A 20,070-nucleotide genomic window follows, 5' to 3' on the forward strand; every position below is an offset into this window, starting at 1 on the left:
TTAATATGGATATATACCCAACCAATAAGGACAATTATGAACCTCACTCAGCGTATTAGCAGTTACTTTATTTTATCCCTTTTACTGTGTATTAGTTTTGCTAGCCACAGTGAACCTGGGTTGTGGCAATTAGAAAAAAATGGTGTTAAATCATATTTGTTTGGCACTGTGCATGTCGGTGATGCCACCATGAAAGGACTACCTAAAAAAGTAACCGACGCGCTTGATGCCAGTGATAAAGTAATTGTTGAAGTCAATGTTAGTGCAATTAGCCCGATGGAAATGCAGCGCCGCTCAATGCCTTTTATGATGCTAAAAAATGGCAAAACACTGCAAACTGAGCTTTCGGAACAAAACTATAAGAAGCTTGACCAATACTTCAGCAACAAATCAATTGATATTGCGATGTTTAACAATATGGCGCCATGGGCCGTAATGGTTACTATGTTGCAAATCGAATTTCAAAATATTGGTTTTTCCGATCAATATGGCATTGATAAGCAAGTACTTGCCTATACAAAAACCAACAATATACCAGTTGGCGAATTAGAAACTCTCGAATATCAAATGGAGATGTTTAATAATCTATCGTTGTTAAGTAACGAAATGATTGAAGAAACGTTTGAACAGCTTGCCGACGTTGAAACCTACTTTATTAGCTTAGTTAATGCATGGAAAAATGGTGATATGGCGACCTTAACTAAGTATTACAATGAAAGCTTTGACGACAGCAACTACGGTGAGATCAGCGAACAAGTAATGCTGATTGAACGTAACAATAATTGGGTAAGAGAGCTCACGCCTCGCATCGGTAAAGAAAAACTATTTATCGCCGTAGGCGCCCTGCATTTGCCAGAACAACACGGTTTGTTAAAGCAATTTCAAGATCAGGGATTTAGCGTAACTCGCTTATAAATAGAGAGATACTCAATTTATTTTTGCTGCTTGTTAAGTATTAGTAAATATAACTTCCTTAGCAGATAGACAGGTCTTTCTGCTAAGGTTGTGTAGCTGATATCTGACCTTACTATTTGGTTGATAAATGTAGGAACGTTTTTTTCATTTCTGAATTCAACATGTCGAAATCATGCACTTATTCAAAATGGGTAAGGCTTTTATTTGAATACATAGATAAGTTGAGGCTGATGATGATGTAACTGTTAATCTTGTCATCACGCTATTGATAAATACTCCCCTTTAAACATTAGGTCGGTTAAGATGATGTTGGATTATAGTAGCAGCAAACTAAATACTTTAAATAATGCGATATACTTTTTTAGATTTTGAATTCGACAGTAACAACTTAATACTCAGCAAAAATGGCGACGATATTGATATTCGTCCTAATGAAGCTAAGCTATTGGCGTTACTGCTTTCTGATTCCACACAAGTTTTTAGTAAAGATGCTATTTTAACTAAGGTTTGGCACGATAAAGTGGTGTCTGAACAGGCTGTATTTCAAAATATTAGCCATCTAAGAGCTGTTTTTGGTAATAGCGCGATTAAAACTTTCCCTAAGCGTGGTTATCAATGGCAATTGAATACAAGCCAAATACAAACAGCAGTAATAACTGAGCCTCGATCTGTAAACATTACGACTACTACAATTAAAGCTAAGCCAATTGCAACTATGCCATTGACACAAAAAATCGGTGCTAACGCAACGTCTGACATAAACTCAAGCGATATATTTAAAGTTGGCCCTGCAGAAAAAAAGCCTATGGGATTTTATGCTTTGCTCACAAGTTTACTGGTTGTTTTCGCCACAGCAATCTTAATCCTATTCCCACATAGTTCTGATAAAGTCGCCGCACCTGCTGCAATTGGCATTGCTTATATACCTTTTACTCAAAGCCTTAGTAACAACACTATAAAGCTCGCTGATGATGAATTTTTTGATTTTACAGAACTACCCCAACTAAGCCCTTTGCACTTTGAAACATCGATTGAGAGTGAATATCCAAAGCTTGCTGATAAGCATCCACTGATACTAACCGCCAACGTACGTACCTATAATTCACTCACCTATCTAGATTTTATCTTGAAAGGTCCTATTACGGACTGGCGCGGACAATTAACAGGTTCTTCCAATCAAGCAGTGATAAGCAAGCTAAAACAGCACTTATCACAAGATTACATTTATGACTTATTAATGTCACCACAGTCACTTGAAATCAGACTGGCTAAGTTATCTATCGCCCATAAAAGCAAACCTAACGACTTTATTAACTTAGGCAAGTTGGCGATGCTTTATATTCAAATGGAAGAGTTTGAAAAAGCCATGGTAATGGCTGATAAACTTGCTAATTTTGCTATTGAAGCACAAAACACACAACAATTAGGTAACGCCCTATTACTACAAAGTGAAATTTTAACAAGAAAAGAATTGTTTGAGCTCAGTTCAGAAAAACTCGCCAGCGCAATTTCTCAATTCAAAAAGATTAATGATGCTAAGCGCCTAGCAGATGCCTGGTTTGCTCAATCTTGGTTAGATCACCAAAATAAAAACTACAATGCGGTGAAAGCAAGTTTGCTCAAATCCGCGCAATTATCACTGCAGGTTAACGATATACTGCGTGAATTAGATGCTCTCACTTACCTTTCAGTTTTAGCTTATAAAAATAAGCAAGCAACAGACCAATACTTTTATTTACAACAAGCTGAACGTAAAATGAAAGCGTATAACTTGCCACCATATCACTTTGCTAAAATCCCCTTTCATTATGCTATTTTTGCCCAAACGCCAGCAGACAAAGAACCTCATTTTAAACAAGTACTCGACTTTACCAAATTAACGCCTGACCACTGGGTTGCGCAAAGTAGCCGCAAGAGTTTGCTACAATATTACCTTGATGAAAATCGCTTGGCGGAAGCCAAGGCATTGATTGATAATTTATCTGTAACGACTACATCTATTGATAGTCCACAAAACTCTTATCTAAAAACTTTATTTGCCCAAGCCAGTAAACAAACAAAGGACTTTAATCGCTTAGCAAAACGCACCTTTGAACAAGCGCAACTTTCTGGTGACAGAAACCTGAGTTTGGATGTTGCGTTGTTATTATGTAGTGATAACAACGACTCTGAAAATTACGACTTCTATTCTCAATATATTACTGAGCATGCGGGTGAGAATTGGCGACGTTATAATAAAGATAAATTACTTACGCTTAATCTTTAAAAACGCTATTTAAAAATTTTTTTGCTCTTTTTTATCGAGCTAGTAAGGGTAGCAAGCATATTTCAAGAGCCACGCTAAAAAGCTACCCAAGTAGTTTTTGCTTTTTCTAACTAGGTATTAACTCGCTTTCAAGGATAACCAATTCAGTTTCCAATTATTGTCGCGAGATTTTAGGGTTAGTGTATTCTTACCTTGTTTCAACTTAACCAGAGAGCCTTGCTGAATTTGCCATTTATCGTAACCGCCGGTTTTAAGTACTGGGTTTTCAGCCAATTTTTTTTCATTACTATAGACGTCAAATCCTTTGGTATCTCGCTCGGCTGCAACACGGTATTCAAGTTGGTAAAACCCTGCTTTGGCGACATTAAGCTGATAAGTAATAACAGCGTTTTTACCTATAGCATCTGGCCCCGTTAAGACGCTACCAAAGCGCTCACCATCAGAGCTAAAAGAAATTACACTATCACTAAATTCGACTGCCCATTCAGCTTCTACTTTACCGGGAACACTTATCCAACCTGGTTCAATGGTTATCGGCTTACTGTAGTGACTTTGCAGATGCTGTTTAACAGCCACCACGGTATAGTCATATTTATGTTGCCCAATATTTTTATCTGTAAACGTTGTTTGAGTCAGGTTGCTTGCCAGTAACTTAAACATACCACCAGAAAGTAAATTGCGATAAACACGATAGCTATCGACATCACTGTCTTCACTTTTATCCCACGTTAGCGTTACCGAATCGTCTGTTTGCGTTAATACAACATTAGTCACTTGGGCTGGAATAGCAGGCTGATTATCTCGGCGCTTTTGCTCTTGTTGTTGAGCAAAAATTAACTCACGTTGAAATTTTTGACTGCTTTTAGCTAGTTTGGGTGCGGCTCCATCAAGTGCGAGTCTAAAGCCATCAACGCCGCCAGCAAAATCTTCTGGAATAGCGCCTCGACTAAATAGCGGACTATGACTCCAATGCCAACTACCACCTCGAGCAGCACGCAGCTCACACTCGTCACTTACGTAAGCTGAACCATCATTAGCGATATGCTTGTAGCCTCGCACATAACAATCAGCTAAGAATTCTTGTACATTACTTAATACATCAAACAAACCAAAAGCATTAGGCTCATACATACCAACAATGCTGGCGTAAGCTGAGTGATCATTACAATGGGCTATATCGCCACTCCAGTTGTAATAGCTAGTATTACTGTCGCGCTGCAAGATACTTTCACCGTATAAATCGCCAACATTGGCATAGTTACACACTTGTGTATTATCAGGATCGTCACCAAAATAATAATCGGTTTTAGTGCCAGCTCTAGCGGCATATTCCCACTCAGCCTCGGTTGGTAATCGATAAGGCTTACCGGTCTCCTTCGCTAACCATTTTGTATAAGCCTGTGCCGCTTGCCAATTGATACAAACAACGGGCTGAAATTCGCTGGTATTTAAGGCATTAGTTTCCCAGTTGCCTTTTGAATACTGTAAGAACCACCCGTTCATTTCATGTCGGCATTCTTTTGGTGCAGCATAATTTGTTGCCGCAATAAAACGACGAAATTCACTTACGGTGACTTCATATTTACCCAGACTAAATTCTTTAACATTGACGTTAGTAACAGGCTGGGTACTTTCTTTTTTGGTAGATCCCATAGCAAAACTGCCAGCAGGAATAGTGGCCATAATCGGCTCTATCGGTTTCGTTGTTGCATGGCCACCAGCGTTAGCAAATTCGTCAGCATGAAGATGAGCGCTGCCAATAGCACAGCAAAATGTAAGTAAGTAGTTATTGAGTTTCATTGGTACATCCTTTGTTATTCGAATTGGTATAACTAAGCCATAACAATGAAATAGTGAATGCTATTAATCTTAGAAAAAACCTACCTTTAGAGTTAAATAGAAAAATCCTAGATTAATTTTATCGAGAATAAAGTGATACCCATCTTAATATTCTCATTTAGGACAACAACCAGAAAGCTGACTAATTTGCTCTATTTACTTTTCAACAATATCTATTCTACTTACAGAAAAAACTGTCAATGGGTTGTAAAACCTAAATTTAATACATGTGAATGACTGCAAATTAGCAGCTTGCGAATTACTGACTGGGGGTTTATACGAAGTTAAATACTAGGCTAAGGGTTTTTAGCAATTACTCACGTTTGCTCGTCGCTTTCTATGTAAATACTCACAATACCCTTCCTGCGATGCTGGCCTCCCGACTGCACCATAAAAAAAGATCTTTAATTGAATTATTCACAACGAGGGTAAGAGACGCTGCGCTTTAAAGGAATATATAACGCTAATAATGTAAGGACACTCAAATTATAAGATGGGCGTCAGTTTTCTGTTTTCCTTCTATAACTGACGTTTTACCTGATCCTTGGCCTCCAGTAAAAACTCGATTATTCACACGCCCCCCAAAACTAGCGCTTTGCTAAGCAGCTGCCTAAAACTGGCGAGGTCCAAGAAAAAGCAAACTGTTTTTTGCTCGTTTAATTGCCTTGATATATTTTTCATACCATAATCCAATATATATTGGTATTTAAAAGGTTTTACATCATGGCTAAGAATACAAGCGTAACATTAGGCGATCATTTCGATAATTTTATAAATCAGCAACTTAACTCAGGTCGTTATGGTTCAGCAAGTGAAGTAATACGTGCTGGCTTAAGAGCCCTAGAAGATCAGGAAATAAAGACAATGAATTTACGCAATATGCTAATTGAAGGTGAAAACAGTGGCGTTGCTGATTACTCGTATGATTCTTTGATTTCAGAGCTGGATAAAGATAACCACTAATGTCGAAATTCGAATTATCAGGAAAAGCCAAAAGCGATTTAATAAAAATAGCCAAATATACTCAGTTAACTTGGGGGACTGCGCAAAGAAATGACTATTTAAAACTGTTAGATAGTACTTTCCAGCAACTAGCCGACGAACCTATGTTGGGGGTTAATTGCGATTACATAAGAGAGGGTTATCGAAAACAGCCTCAAGGTAGTCACGTAATTTATTATAAAGAACATAAAGCAAAGCAAATTTTAATCGTGAGAATAATACACAAAAGTATGGATGTTAACCGCGCGCTCTGAAAAATATAACGAGCCTGTAGAATCACTCATTTTTAATTTATTGTTCTTGGTGGTTCAACCATAACCGAGTTGCTATTTTGCTCCCCTCATTTACTGCTCATTCATTACTCTTTGTGCAAAAAAAATTAGTGAATTATTCACAACGAGGAAAAGAGACGCAGCGCTTTAAAGAAATATTGCGCTAACATCGTAAGAGCAATGCAAATTAAAAGATGGGTGTCAGTTTTCTCTACTATTCTTCTTTTGTTGTAGTCACCTGAAAGTTAGCTTGTTAACAAAACTAAAATCTTAGTACTTAATTTATAAAAAGTGCTAATTTCAAATAAATACCTTCTTCTATTTAGGTAGGTTTCATCAAAGGTCTCATAATAACCCCTGACAAAGAATCGCACTTACCACAACGAATATTGAGAGTTTGATTGAAATGTAAATCATAAAATACTCTCATTGGTACCACTAGGTCTTCATTGCAACCTATACATGAAAATTTGAAGATGCTTCTAATTAATTCAAATTTATCATTTTTATCTTTTTTCACGAAGTAGCTTTCTATACATTTTGGATTTATGCAGCTTAAAGCTGTTTTATTCTGCAAGTTTTTAACTGGTCGTTTTATTTTAGTGCCACAAGAAAAGCAATTAAAGCTATACTCTTCTCCGAAAGAACCACCCATCAAGAGATTGCCCTTCATTCCTAATAGAAATGAAACTACTTCCAAAACTTTCTTCCTGATTTTATCTTTATTCCCATAAATACTAATGTTATCAGACAATATGCTTGGCACTGGAATATGTAAAGCAACGTTAGAAACACCATTCCATAACTGATGCAGTTTATTAAATTTAAGTTCAGATTGAGTACCTAAGGGAGTGTACTTTATTGACTCAAATTCTTCTTTCGTTTCTGGTGACCTTCCGCCTATTTTTTCATCTGATATTGAAATTGAAAACTCCCTCGAAACATTATTGTCAACTTCATCTGAAATTTGTTTGATGATGTGTTTGGGCTGCCAGTTTTTTAAGTCATTTTCTGATAAATATGAAAAGTAGAGTTTAAACCTCTCATAACATAAGTATTCTAAGGTTAGCCTACACTCCAAAGCAGCATATGTAAGGCTTTGCTCTGTGTTCTGTTCTAGAAGTGAGTTAATGAGTTTTACTCTTTTTGATATATCTAACATATTCAAAGCCCTTAGCTAAATACTCATAACATCTTATTCTGTCCCATTTTAGTGGTTTATCCCCTCCAAAACGACTATTTCACACAATTTTATATTTCCACTAATAGTAAACTTTGTAAATAATCAAAAGCACTTACTGTTATTTTTCGGAACAACGGCGGTTAATAATGTTATCTGCAAAGTTACGAACACTCCTCATATATAGCGCTAAACTTTGGCTTTTTAGTGTTTATTGGTAACTTACTGCTTTAACTTTTTATCGTTGGTTTCGTTGCTCTCAACCCAACCTACGGCGATAAATTTAACGCCGAGCTGCTCTGGTTTTTCCTAGCACCTAGTACCTAAAACCTAGAACCTTTTCCTTACCTAAAATCAGCCATATCTAAATAGTGCTCTATCCCGGTAATTTTATCCTTAGCGTGATGATTGACATAAATCACTGTGCTACTGCCGGCAGCGCATATTTTTTCGATTAACAGTAAAACACGCTGCCGATTGGCTTCATCAAGCCCCAAACATGGCTCGTCTAAAATCAGTAATGTGGGGTGTTTTACCATAGCGCGGGCAATCAATAGCATGCGTTGGTCACCAAAAGACAGTTGTGTAAATGGCGTGTTTTTTAACTCACTCAAACCTAATAATGCTAACCATTGTATGGCGATATCAAGCTGAATTTGAGTTGGCTTTTGATACAAGCCAATGCTGTCGTAAAAGCCTGACACTATGGTATTGAGCGCAGAAATACTAACCCGATATTCCATATGCAAAGCATTCGAAATATAGCCAATATGCTGCTTAATTTGCCAAATACTTTCACCACTGCCGCGTTGATAGCCAAACACTTTAATATCATTGTTATAACACTGCGGGTTATCGCCAGTGATTAAGTTAAGCAGGCAGGTTTTGCCGGAGCCGTTTTGACCACTGAGCTGCCAATGCTGTCGTGCTTTGATTGTCCAATTTAAGTGGTTAAAAATAACCTTACCGCTATAACTGACGCTGGCATTTTGCAACCGTACTAACTCAGGCTCATTAAACTCTGGGGCACTGTGTGCCACGTCTTTGCTAGGAATCGTTAAATCAGTTTGTTGTAGGTGTAATAATTTAAATAAATCATCGCGCTGCTTAAGGTCAGGTGTTGCTAGTTGCTGTTGTAATTCGCCATTTTTCACATAACCATAATGCGTAATAAATACGGGGATTTCATCTAACCGATTAACCACAAAGATCATGGTCATGCTGGCACTTAGTTCGATTAATACGCTACGTAATAGCTCAACGCTTTGCACATCCAAACCGTCAAACGGTTCATCAAGCACAATCAATTCGGGGCGATTACTCAGTGCTTTAATTAACATTAGTTTACGTGTTTCCCCGGTTGAGAGTGCGCGCAAACGTTGCTTAAGCAATGCCTCAAAAGCAAACCCTGTAATTAACTGCTGACATAGCTGTTGATCAAAATATGGGCCTGATTGCTGATAAATCAGCTCTGACACCAATTTAGGGCTGGTTTTACCATCGGTGATGTCGTCTTGATCAGCTAATAACTCAGCAGTAATCAATTGCTTTTGCAGATCTGAAGAGACTATTTCTGTACGCTTAAAATCACAACTTCGTGTACCACTGACAATATTAGCTTGATCGAGTAATACTGCTGTTATGGCTGATTTTCCTGCTCCGTTACCGCCAAGCAGCACCCAATGCTGCGCGCTCTCAACCTGCCAAGTTAGATTACTTACGAGAAAACTTTCGCGATCATTGGTACCAAGGTTAGCCGTCACATTATTGAGTTTAATTGACTGCACAGCGATCCTTTTTAGCTCTTAAATTAATTAGTTTGAAAATACATGACTTTTATTAGCATGGCTATAGAATAAAATTCACACGGTTTAAACCTTTTTAAATCTGCTAACGTCTAATCTATAAAGCCATTAACAACGAGTAAAAATAATGAATACACTTAGTATCTCTAGTTTAGCCGTAATCCTATTAACCAGTAGTTTAGCTGCTCATGCTGAGCAAAAAATTGAACAGACCTTTGATGTCACTGCCAAGCAGGCATTGGCGATCAACGTGCCCGTTGGCAGCCTAGAACTTAGCACCCATCAAGGTCACCAAGTAACCGTGTCGATTGAGCTAAAAGCGAAAAATGATAATTGGTTTAGTGATGATGTTGCACTTGAAGATATCACTTTAAAACATCAACAAAGTAGCGATAAGCTGAGCCTCTCGATTGATAATGACGATGTACAACAAAGCTGGCTGGTAAGTATACCAACAACCATGGCGATAGATTTAGAGCTAGGTGTGGGCGATATTGAAGTAAATAATTTTGCTAATACTGCCAGCATCGATGTCGGTGTGGGCGCAGTACGGATCAGCAGCGCGTTAGCTGACTATCAAACGATCACCCTAGATAGTGGTGTTGGCGACACCAAAATAGCAGGCATGAAAAATGATGCTAAACATAGCCGTAAGCTGGTCACCTCAACTAGTAAATATAACGGTGACGGCCAATACCGCATTAACGTTAAAGTCGGTGTAGGTGATATTAAAATCAGCCACTAAAATTATCAGCCCTCGTTAAATACATTCATGAGGGCTTTTTTAATATCCGCAACCGAAAATGGTTTATAAACATGTACATTAGAGCCAAGTTCATAAGTTCGCTCTAAATCACTTGGCGCAGTGTTGGCGGTGATCACAATGATCGGAACCGTTGAATTTAGTTCTTGGCGGATAATATCAATCGCTTGAAAGCCATCCATCACCGGCATGTTCAAATCCATAAAAATCACATTAAACTCACTTTCAGCAATTTTTTGTGTTGCTATTAAACCGTTTTCAGCAACTTCAACCGTGTAATTAAGCTCGGTTAAAATTCGCGATAAAATTGTCGCGTTTAATAAATTGTCTTCTACGATTAAGCAATGCAGTTGTGCGGGTAAGTTGCCTTGATTCGTTATTAGTGCAGCTTTAGATAATGGCAAACGGATCTTAATCTGTGCACCATGCGGTATGACATCTTTAAACTCAACGCCGCCTTGCATAGCACTGACAATATGTTGCACACGTGCCAAACCGGTTTGTAAGCCCTGAAAGTCATTGCTCTGTTCTATACTATGATGATTTAAATATGGATAGCATTGAGCAAAGCCAACGCCGCTATCAGCGACCACTATTTTAATATGACCATCTTGGTAACTAACGGATATTGAAACCTGCCCAGTGCTAGTAAATTTAATGGCATTACTAAGTAGCTCGGTAATGATTTGCTGCAATCGTAAATGATCAAACTCTGTATAGCGATCTAACTCAGAACTGAGTTTTACTTCAAACTTTAACTGTTTGTTATCACAGGCAAACTGAAAAGGTGTAATAGCCGACTCAAGCGTGGTTATTAAATTACGCTTGATAAATTTTAACTGCCATTGCCCAGTATTAAACTGCTGTAGTTCATATAACTCATCCAGCATACTTACAATTCTGCTGGCACAATATTTTGCTTGTTTTTGCAATGCTTGCTGAGATTCTGATAGCTGAAGTTGCTCAATCGAGTCTACCAGCCCTTGTAGCGGTGTTCTAAATTCATGACTTGCCCGTGCGATAAAGCGCTCTTTATAAGTGCTTATCTGCTCTGCTCGCAACTTTTGTTGTTGGTATTTATTAATCGCAGCGGTAATTTGCAGCTCCATAGGCTGAAATATAAATTTCAGCTCAATGAATAGCAACACTAAAGTTAATAGCCAAAAAGCCAGCTCTAAGTTGGACAGCACTCGGGTTTTGAACTTTGCTTGTTGTTCAAATAGCGAGACTGCACCATCAAGCTCCTTGAGCAAGCGTTCAACCTCAGCAACTGTAAATCGCTCTTCTGCTGTATTTGCACTAGGAGCATTTAACAGTAGCTGCACTTTAGCCAAATACGCTAGCGACGTTTGCGCAAGGTTAATTGGTGATGAAAAATAATAAGCAACTAACTGGTCGTCTAAATATAAATAATCGCCATTAGAATGCTGTTGCACTAAAAATTCATGCCCTGATCTAAACTCTGCGCTCGCTTTAGCTAATACATCACGGTGTAATTTAATATTGCTACCAATCTCAGTAACCAAGGCATTACTATGCCAAGCGATTTTTTGTGACAACATCCGCTGCTTACCCGCAACATTGATAATATGAGCATCATCTTTTTGCACAAAAAACATAAACTGAATAAGCAGAGCACTCGCGCTCGAGAGAATCGCTATCGCTAATAACGCCCAACGATAACGCGACCGAATATTAGCAATAATTTGAATCATAATAGGCCCTATTTTTTTTAATAAGTGTAGACCAAAGGGGATAAAGCGACACTTTAAGCAATGATATTAATGAAAAAAATAAACCCCGCTTAAATGCGGGGTTTATTAATTTTGCTTTTATAATTAACGATTTTCTAAACGATTATAATCAAACAAACCGTACTCCACACCACGGTATTGCTTGGCAACTTTGTGCAAAATATCACTGTATTGCCAAAATTGCGGATGTGTTCGGCGAATTGCAAACTGACTCTTTAATGCTCTGTAATCGGCTTCTATTTGCATCAATGGTAGTTGCTCGGCAAATGATGCAAGTTGTTGTGGATTATTCAAATACCAAATTGTTTCAGGGTAATCACCAATAAAACCAGGCACAATGGTGACTGTATCTTCTGCATAAGCGCGCTGCCCTTCTTCGTTCAATAAACTAGAAATATTATAATGAGCATTGTGATGGATCACGGTATACGCTTGATGCTCTGCAGCACCGTCTTTCACTAATATAAACGAGATTTGCGGCAGTAAATTAATTGCTTTTGCAGGCATATTATTTAATTGCTGTAACGGCTCTGGTACTTGTGTGTAATCGAAGCGCGGACTTAACACCGGTTTTAGCGTTTGTTTAATTAAGCCATATAACTCGTGTTGTTGATCCTGTGTTTTGTAGTCAATTCCTGTTGGCTGACTAAACTTATCACCACTTTCAAAGAAATTAGTTAAACTCGGTGGTGCTTTACGATACCAGTTTGCTTTTAACTCTTTACGCTGTGGCTTAGGTAACAATGCTAAAAAGTTTTGCTCGCCTTCTAGACGCAAAAAATCCATGTATAAACGAGTGATCAACTGATGGCCAACATTACCGTAGACATCAAACCCGGCAACTAATAAATAATGTATCCGCTCAAAAAGTGCGTAATCTAATACCCACATGGTTTTTGGCTCTTGGCCAATAAAACCTTTAACCACAGTCGCACTATCAAAATGGCGGAAAATAGTCAGAGCAGCATTATCATTTACCTCGTCACCACGCCATAATAGGTCGGTGGTTAGGTTTTCACCATTTTTGAACATACTATTTGCCAACGTAACCTTGCCTTTAAGATAAGTATTCTGACGTTTGGCGTATTTGACCCAGCTAGATATAGCTAAAGTATTGCTTTCTTCAGCCGCTGGCAATGCCAAGGCATCTTCATGTTGTAGCAGCATTTCACCCACTTCTGGCGTTGCAACTTTAGCAGGATCAGCAAATGCCACCCAAAAATGATCATTAATAACATTTAACGCTATTTGACCACGACAAACAGGCCCTTTAATAAAGCCCATAATAATTAATTCAGCTTCATCTAGCATGAATTGATATTTAGATTTAACCGGCATGTCGGCAAACACTTTAAATGGGTTGGATGCTATTTCTGGCAAGTAACTTGGCATGCTTTCAACGTGATAATCAGGCGCAATAAACTGGCTGTACAAGCGCGCTAACTTACTGTCATTCAGTGCCAGTGGTAAATGCGTTTTTGCCAAAATAGTCGAACGGTCATGCATTAAGCGATAATACACACGTTCCACTTTAGGATCATCGTAAGGGCGGCGGGTATTTATTAACTCAATGTCCTGCCCTGGTGGCGTACTCGAACGCACCAATTTAAAAAAGCTTTTTTCATCATCTTGAGCAAAATAAATATGCGCTAAATACCAATGTTCAAACACATAACGTGCTGTTAATTGATACTTTAAATCGTCTTGGTTTAAAAAGCTCTCCCAGCGTTGTGCTTGAGCTAAAGCAGCTTTGCTTGGCGGTTTAATATGCGCCATTTTACCGCCCTCTTTAAGCCACTTTTCAAGGTGCTTAAATTCAGTACGCGAAATACCAGGTAACCCATATGGCATCCCGGAATGAGGTTGACTGTTGGCAAGGCTGTCAAATTCTCCTATAGTGGCGCAGCTTTGCGAGCGATCCAGAGAAAAATCAAACTCATCACCTAGAATCTCATCATTTGGTAGCGGTGAGCTCATTTTTAAAACTAAACTGTTGTACAACACGCTACCAGCAAGATTTGCTTGCTCTGTTTGCGCTCGTTCATTCAATACAGGGGTAAAGTCTTTATCACGCCACTGGCTAGTATTCGTTGCATCAAAAAGTAAGCGGCTGGGAGTCGATGCTAATAAACGAGTACCATTGTAAACACGTTCCTTACTTAGGCCGCGGTCAATTCCTTCTGGAGATGAAAGTTTCAGTTGGCATGGTGCATCATAGCAGCCATGACAAACCACACAGCGACTCTCGATCACCGGTTGTACATGTTGTAAAAACTCAGCACCGCTACCTGAGTTATGTTCAACCATACGCTGCTGTGTTTGCTCTGGCCCGAATAGCTCATTGTAATGAGCGGCACCTAAATAAGCGCAGCCACTGAGCGCAATAATTAGTGCACTCAGCAAAAAAGACTTTCTCATCGAATTACTCGTCCTCATCGCCCAAGTCAAACGTCGGCATCATATCCATTTGTGGGGACACAAATGTTTGCTCTGATTGGGTCTCGAGTACTGCGCTCAATAATGGTCCACGCGTTAAAGTTAGCTGTGCTTGATGTGCATCGCTTGCTAAGTCTGCAAACGCCGGGTTATGGGCTTCTACAATATAATCTGAAATAGTAATAGCAATGCTGCTATCCGGTGCTGGATTTTGACAAAGCTGGGTCAGTAAATCGTCATCTAAAAGTACGCTTATTGAGAGATCTGGAGTCGATAAATCTCGCTCATTTAAGGTCTCATCAAAAAGAAATAACGGAAGGGTTAAACTACTATCTTGCTCTAATTCCATGTGCTGCTCTCAAATACTTAAATCGTTAATATGACAGCATTATAGCAAAAATTAATTAAATTTAGCTAAACTGACTGCTGATTTACAGCCTGTTTAGCTATTAAAGATAACCTACATTAAATATTATTTACCAAGGCAGGGTTTCACCATTTGAATGCCAAAAACCACCGCTATTACTGAGATTTAGTTCATCAATACGCTGTGTTAAGCGCTGTGCAGATTCCTCTGCTGAGATATCGCCTGCAAAATTAACCATTTGCGTTTGCACAAAACCCGGATGAAATAAACCAACAGCAATTTTTTTACTTTTTAATTCATGAGCTAAGCTCACTGATGCGGCATTAAGTGCAGCCTTTGACATACGATAACCAATATAACCACCAGAACCATTATCGGCAATAGAACCCATACGGCTGGTGATCATAGCGACTTTAGCATCAACACCTAAACTGTGGATCAAAGCATGAGTCACTCGGATCGGTGCTACCGCATTGACTGCAATTTGTTGATTGATGGTATCAAAATCCATCTCTGCCATACTTTCATTATGGAAAATACCGGCATTGTTGATCAACACATCAATCTTATGACCGTGCAATTGGCTCTCAAGCGTTTCGATATCTGCTGCATTGGCAACATCAATATTACTGATCACATTCACATCTAACGCTTTAAGTTCGGCACTAGGGCTTCGTACCACTGCTGTTACCTGATATCCCTTTGCTAAATACTGCTGACATAAATTAAGACCGATGCCACGATTTGCACCTGTAATTACCACGTGCTTTGCCATACTTTTACTCCCATTCTATATACACTCTATAACTGAGAGTTTGGGGCAAACAAAAATAAAAAAAGCACCTGAGTGCTTTTTTAGTCAATTAAATTAAGCATAACTAGCTGCATTTCAGATCATTTATGAAGGGGAACATAATTGAAAACACCGCCCTTGCTGAGCGGTGATCACACTAAAGCTGCCCACTTCGGGAATATCGGTTGGTAGTACACAAACCTTTCCATCTGGCTATTAATCTTGAAACTGGAACTTGGCCGTTTAACACTCGGCTCTTTTTAGTGGCTGTGTCCACCACCAAGCGCTTTACCATTAGCATCATAAAAGCCCGACGCACCATGCTCGATAAATCCTAAGTTAATCATTTTGGCTAAAAATGGGTCGCCTTCGTTATCACCGATATCCGCATAGTCAGTCGTTTGATAAGCATCCCATAGGGCAAATTGCTGCTTTATCGGAGCTTTTTTAAAGTCCACAGTGCCCAACGTTAATGTTTGAGTAAGTTGCGGTTTACTAATACTCATTGCGCTTACCAGCTTTTGATTTACCAACCATGCAAGCTCAATCGTAGTATCACCTTGCACTAATTGATAATGCTGTATTTTCTTGCAGCCATCACCTTGCTCATCGGTTAAAGTCATCTTGGCAATAAAATCATCACTAACTAATTGGTATTTAGTACTCCAATCATGCTGACCTTGCACCTCTGAAGGTTGATATTCAATACCACGCTGCGGTGTTTGAAAGTAACGAATTGGCCGAATTTGCTGATTACTCAACTGTTGCCACACTTCAACTAATTCAAGGCCTTGCTCTGCAACCTGATGGGGTGTTCGCCATAATGTAAACTGTTGAGATTCAGCCACAGCTTTGCCCGCAACTTGCTTACTAACCTGATAGCTTGCTTGCACATATTGACTGTCCAACGCGCACTGCGTGGCACTGGCCAATGGACTTATTAACGCTAAAGATAGGATAATTTTTTTCACTGGATTCTCTTTTCGATTTAATACCGTGGGTCACTGTAATGTGTTTATTTTGCAGATTAATGACAAAGAGCAACTCAGTTTTGAGTTGCTCTTTAGTAAAGCGTATTACATGACAATTACTTAATTTGTAACTTTAGCATCCGCTTGTTTTACTAAGTCAGCTGCATAATCCATCACGTGAAAAATAAAGCTCTGCTCGTTAGTACCTGTTACCAAATGCGCACCAGGGCCAATTGCATAAACACCAACATCTTCACCAGCATGAGTTTCAGATGACAGCGGCACAAGTGCTTCTTGGTGGAAACCTGGACTTTGTGTATCCACATCGGTTAAATCAACACGACCGGTTACTGGGGCAAAGTCGTAACCTACATCAGCATCCGTTTCCTGACCTAAATCTCTAAAGCCGCCACCATTAGCATAACCTACGGTGGTGTATGGCATGTTATCGGCAGCAAGTGTTGGCTCGGTTTCACCAACGGCAACCACTTTACCTAAAATTGGATTACCGCGTTTTGGGTAGCCTGCGATAGTAAATACATGGCTGTGATCGGCAGTAACAATAATCAGCGTATCTTCAATGCTAGTTTTATCAAGCGCCACTTGCACCGCTTTTGATAACTCAATGGTATCGCTTAAAGCGTTATAGGCATTGCCCGCATGGTGAGCATGGTCAATTCGTCCAGCTTCAACCGTTAAGAAAAAGCCTTTCTCGTTGTTATCCAATACATCCAGTGCTTTTGCTGTCATCTCTGATAACGATGGTTCACCCGCAATATCATTGCCACGGTCAGCTTCGTATTGCATGTGAGATTCATTAAACAAGCCAAAAATTTGTTTAGTGTTAGTCACATCAATCGCATTAAAACCTGCTTGATCCATTACGTATTGACCATTTGGATACTGAGCTTGCCATTCAGCAGTTAAATCACGGCCATCAGTACGATCGCCTTCTACCGAGCTTACTGCATCAGCTGAATTATATGCTGCGTCTTTTGGTAAGAAATGACGACGACCGCCACCCATTACCACTTCAAGACCATCAACATCGATCCCAGCAAAACGCGCTTCTAAGTTCTTTTCAAAGTTAACCAGTTGCGATGCAATATCTTCACAATTAGCCGCTTCCGACTCAGGCATATCTGAAACATCTTCCCAATTGCGGTTTGCCGCTTTTGCATACGTTGCAGCTGGTGTGGCATGGGTAATACGTGCAGTTGAAATAAGTCCCGTTGATTTACCTGCAATTTCCGCAAGCTCTAATGACGTTACTAATTCATGGCCTTTACCTGACAAACAATTACCATTAACCACTGCTTCATCAATACCAATAACACCGACATCAGTTTTTACGCCTGATGCCATTGCTGTCATCGTACCTGCAGAATCAGGTGTTTGTGCATCAACATTATAAGTTTTAGCAAACCCTGAAAACGGTAGTGTTTCAAAGCTTAACTGATGTTCTTCACCCATTTTTCCCTGTAACTGACCCGCTAAAATACGCGCAGCTGTTACTGTTGAAATCCCCATACCATCGCCAACAAACAAAATGACGTTTTTCGCTTTGCCAGACTCTTTAACAATATTAGCAATATTATCTTGGCTACTAGCTAACTTAGTGTGTGCTTCTTTATACCAAGTATTGGTAGTAAGCGGCGCTAACTGTTGTGGATTCAATGAAGTTTCAGCATCGTTACACACTACAGTGGTTGTAGTTACTTCATCTGCATCAAGCTCACCATTTTGATTGCTGTCGTCACCTGTTAGGGTTTCAATGCCACCATTGATACATTGCTCAGAGCCAACTGCAAGCGTATTTTTAACCGTCAGTGACTCAATTTTATCGTCATCATCAGAGCAACCCGCTAACGCAACAACCACAGCAAGAGATATTAAGTTAAGTTTTTTCATTGTAATCACCATTATTCTTCTATTAGTTCGAGCGCTTGACTGATAATGTGGAAAATAACATTTTGCTCCACAACGCCTTGTGCCAACTGTGCCCCAGGACCCTTAGCATGCAATGAAATATCTTCACCTGCATGAGTTTCCGAGCTAAGTGGGACTGCTGCTTCTTGATGAAAGCCCGGTGTTAAGGTATCAACACCGCTTAACTCAACACGTCCAGCAACGGCTGCGGCTAAATATGAAGCGTCTGCATCTGTTTCATCACCTAAATCTCTAAAGCCCAAGCCATTTGCGTAACCGACTGTGGTATAAGGCATACCGTCAGCTGCAAGGGTTGGAGTATCGCGACCTACTGCTACAACTTGACCCAAAATTGGGTTACCGCGTTTTGGATAGCCAGCAATGGTAAATACATGGCTGTGATCCGCAGTGACTAAAATAAGTGTTTCATTCGGATCGGTATTTTCTACTGCTGCTTTTACCGCATTGGCAAATTCAATTGTGTCATTTAATGCGTTGTAAGCATTACCGGCATGGTGGGCGTGATCGATACGACCCGATTCAACCGTTAGGAAAAACCCTTTTTCATTATTCTTTAAGATATCAATCGCTTTAGTCGTCATTTGCGTTAATGAAGGCTCACCGGCAATATCATTACTGCGATCCGCTTCATATTGCATATGCGATTCATTAAATAATCCAAATACACGTTTGGTATCGCCATTTATTGCGTCAAAGCCGGCCTGATCAGTAATGTATTTACCATCGCTATACATTTGCTGCCATTGCGCTGTTAAATCACGTTCATCAGTACGATCACCTTCGACTGCACTCATAGCATCATTAGAGTTAAATGCGGCATCTTTTGGTAAGAAATGACGACGACCGCCACCCATCACCACTTCTAGACCATCAACATCAACACCCGCAAAGCGCGCTTCAAGATTTTTTTCGAAATTAACTAATTGCGACGCAATATCTTCACAACCTGCAGTGACTGCATCTGCAGGCATGTCGGAAATGTCTTCCCAATTACGATCAGCTGATTTTGCATACGTTGCAGCTGGCGTTGCGTGGGTGATCCGTGCAGTAGAAATAATACCTGTGGCTAGGCCTTTAATTTCTGCAAGCTCTGTAGCTGTAATTAATTCATTACCTGCTACAGTTGCACATTTGCCACGTTCAATGTCTTCGTTAACACCAATAACACCAACATCCGTTTTAACGCCTGAGATAATAGCCGTCATGGTGCCTGCTGAATCCGGTGTTTGCGCATCGACGTTATAGGTTTTTATTTGTGCCGAATACGGAAATTCTTCAAAGCTCAAAAAGCCCTCTTCTCCTAAAGCGCCTTGTTTTTGGCCTGCAAGGATACGTGCTGCGGTGAGGGTTGATATACCCATGCCATCACCAACAAATAGAATTACGTTCTTTGCTTTAGTGGCTGGTGTTGCATTAGCCATCGTTTCTTTAGAGGTTAATTTAGCCTGTGCAGCGCTATACCAATCACTTTTCATTTGGTTATCAGGTAACACACCTGCATTAGCACCCGCTGACAACGCCAGTGTTAAACCAATTGCAGTCGCAATTTTATTAATTTTCATTTTTAAGTTCCATTGATACGATTTGGTCAAGAATGTCTGTAGTAATGAGAGCATCATATTAGGTAGGTTTTGTTACTTAAAAAGTGACTTTATGTTACATAAAAATTAAAAGTTACATTATTTTTGTTTGTTATATCATAACGTTACAATGGTTCAGCGGTAAGCGGTAAGCGGTAAGCGGTAAGCGGTAAGCGG

At 39.6% G+C, this 20,070-nt stretch carries 15 protein-coding genes; 5 read left to right on the forward strand and 10 right to left on the reverse strand.

Going from position 1 to position 20,070, the window contains the following annotated elements; all coding sequences use genetic code 11:
• The first annotated feature begins 36 nt into the window (after positions 1 to 36).
• On the forward strand, positions 37 to 915 hold the full coding sequence (locus H5182_RS10360; RefSeq protein ID WP_145238356.1) for a TraB/GumN family protein: 879 nt from the start codon (positions 37 to 39) through the stop codon (positions 913 to 915).
• A gap of 346 nt (positions 916 to 1,261) precedes the next feature.
• Positions 1,262 to 3,181 carry a transcriptional regulator gene (locus H5182_RS10365; RefSeq protein WP_182759978.1) on the forward strand — a complete coding sequence of 640 codons (1,920 nt, stop codon included), beginning with the start codon at positions 1,262 to 1,264 and terminating at the stop codon, positions 3,179 to 3,181.
• Positions 3,182 to 3,298: 117 nt separating this feature from the next.
• Here the strand turns inward: H5182_RS10365 and H5182_RS10370 are convergent, their stop codons facing one another.
• Positions 3,299 to 4,981 carry an SUMF1/EgtB/PvdO family nonheme iron enzyme gene (locus H5182_RS10370; RefSeq protein ID WP_145238352.1) on the reverse strand — a complete coding sequence of 561 codons (1,683 nt, stop codon included), beginning with the start codon at positions 4,979 to 4,981 and terminating at the stop codon, positions 3,299 to 3,301.
• Positions 4,982 to 5,743: 762 nt separating this feature from the next.
• On the opposite strand from H5182_RS10370, the gene H5182_RS10375 reads away from it, so the two are divergent.
• Together H5182_RS10375 and H5182_RS10380 are read left to right on the forward strand one after the other, a co-directional pair.
• The gene (locus H5182_RS10375) at positions 5,744 to 5,983 is read left to right on the forward strand and encodes a type II toxin-antitoxin system ParD family antitoxin (protein ID WP_182758660.1); all 240 of its coding nucleotides are present in this window, start codon (positions 5,744 to 5,746) and stop codon (positions 5,981 to 5,983) included.
• Complete coding sequence (locus H5182_RS10380; protein WP_182759979.1) at positions 5,983 to 6,276, forward strand: type II toxin-antitoxin system RelE/ParE family toxin; 294 nt, start codon at positions 5,983 to 5,985, stop codon at positions 6,274 to 6,276. Before H5182_RS10375 ends, H5182_RS10380 begins: the two co-directional genes overlap by 1 nt.
• A gap of 340 nt (positions 6,277 to 6,616) precedes the next feature.
• Here the strand turns inward: H5182_RS10380 and H5182_RS10385 are convergent, their stop codons facing one another.
• A complete protein-coding gene (locus H5182_RS10385) occupies positions 6,617 to 7,456 on the reverse strand; it encodes a hypothetical protein (RefSeq protein ID WP_182759980.1) in 840 nt (279 codons plus the stop codon).
• A 362-nt stretch (positions 7,457 to 7,818) separates the two neighbouring features.
• Positions 7,819 to 9,261: an ATP-binding cassette domain-containing protein gene (locus H5182_RS10390; protein WP_182759981.1), complete on the reverse strand. Its 1,443-nt coding sequence runs from the start codon at positions 9,259 to 9,261 to the stop codon at positions 7,819 to 7,821.
• 145 nt (positions 9,262 to 9,406) lie between these two features.
• Here H5182_RS10390 and H5182_RS10395 point away from each other — a divergent pair, with 145 nt between their 5' ends.
• Positions 9,407 to 10,024 (forward strand): hypothetical protein, encoded by a 618-nt coding sequence (locus tag H5182_RS10395; protein ID WP_182731671.1) that lies wholly within the window; start codon positions 9,407 to 9,409, stop codon positions 10,022 to 10,024.
• A gap of 5 nt (positions 10,025 to 10,029) precedes the next feature.
• On the opposite strand, the gene H5182_RS10400 is transcribed toward H5182_RS10395, so the two are convergent.
• The 7 genes from H5182_RS10400 to H5182_RS10430 form a co-directional block, all read right to left on the reverse strand.
• The gene (locus H5182_RS10400) at positions 10,030 to 11,757 is read right to left on the reverse strand and encodes a response regulator (RefSeq protein ID WP_182759982.1); all 1,728 of its coding nucleotides are present in this window, start codon (positions 11,755 to 11,757) and stop codon (positions 10,030 to 10,032) included.
• A gap of 123 nt (positions 11,758 to 11,880) precedes the next feature.
• Positions 11,881 to 14,214, reverse strand: coding sequence for a fatty acid cis/trans isomerase (locus tag H5182_RS10405; protein WP_182759983.1), 2,334 nt, complete (start codon positions 14,212 to 14,214; stop codon positions 11,881 to 11,883).
• Between the two features lie 4 nt (positions 14,215 to 14,218).
• The gene (locus H5182_RS10410) at positions 14,219 to 14,581 is read right to left on the reverse strand and encodes a hypothetical protein (RefSeq protein ID WP_182731668.1); all 363 of its coding nucleotides are present in this window, start codon (positions 14,579 to 14,581) and stop codon (positions 14,219 to 14,221) included.
• Between the two features lie 127 nt (positions 14,582 to 14,708).
• A complete protein-coding gene (locus H5182_RS10415) occupies positions 14,709 to 15,374 on the reverse strand; it encodes an SDR family oxidoreductase (protein ID WP_182759984.1) in 666 nt (221 codons plus the stop codon).
• A 278-nt stretch (positions 15,375 to 15,652) separates the two neighbouring features.
• Positions 15,653 to 16,363 (reverse strand): hypothetical protein, encoded by a 711-nt coding sequence (locus H5182_RS10420; RefSeq protein ID WP_182759985.1) that lies wholly within the window; start codon positions 16,361 to 16,363, stop codon positions 15,653 to 15,655.
• A gap of 120 nt (positions 16,364 to 16,483) precedes the next feature.
• Positions 16,484 to 18,274 carry an alkaline phosphatase gene (locus tag H5182_RS10425; protein WP_182759986.1) on the reverse strand — a complete coding sequence of 597 codons (1,791 nt, stop codon included), beginning with the start codon at positions 18,272 to 18,274 and terminating at the stop codon, positions 16,484 to 16,486.
• 11 nt (positions 18,275 to 18,285) lie between these two features.
• Positions 18,286 to 19,875 (reverse strand): alkaline phosphatase, encoded by a 1,590-nt coding sequence (locus H5182_RS10430; RefSeq protein WP_145238328.1) that lies wholly within the window; start codon positions 19,873 to 19,875, stop codon positions 18,286 to 18,288.
• Positions 19,876 to 20,070 lie beyond the last annotated feature (195 nt).

The sequence above is a fragment of the Pseudoalteromonas sp. SG44-17 genome, assembly GCF_014164235.1.
Lineage (GTDB): Bacteria > Pseudomonadota > Gammaproteobacteria > Enterobacterales > Alteromonadaceae > Pseudoalteromonas > Pseudoalteromonas rhizosphaerae.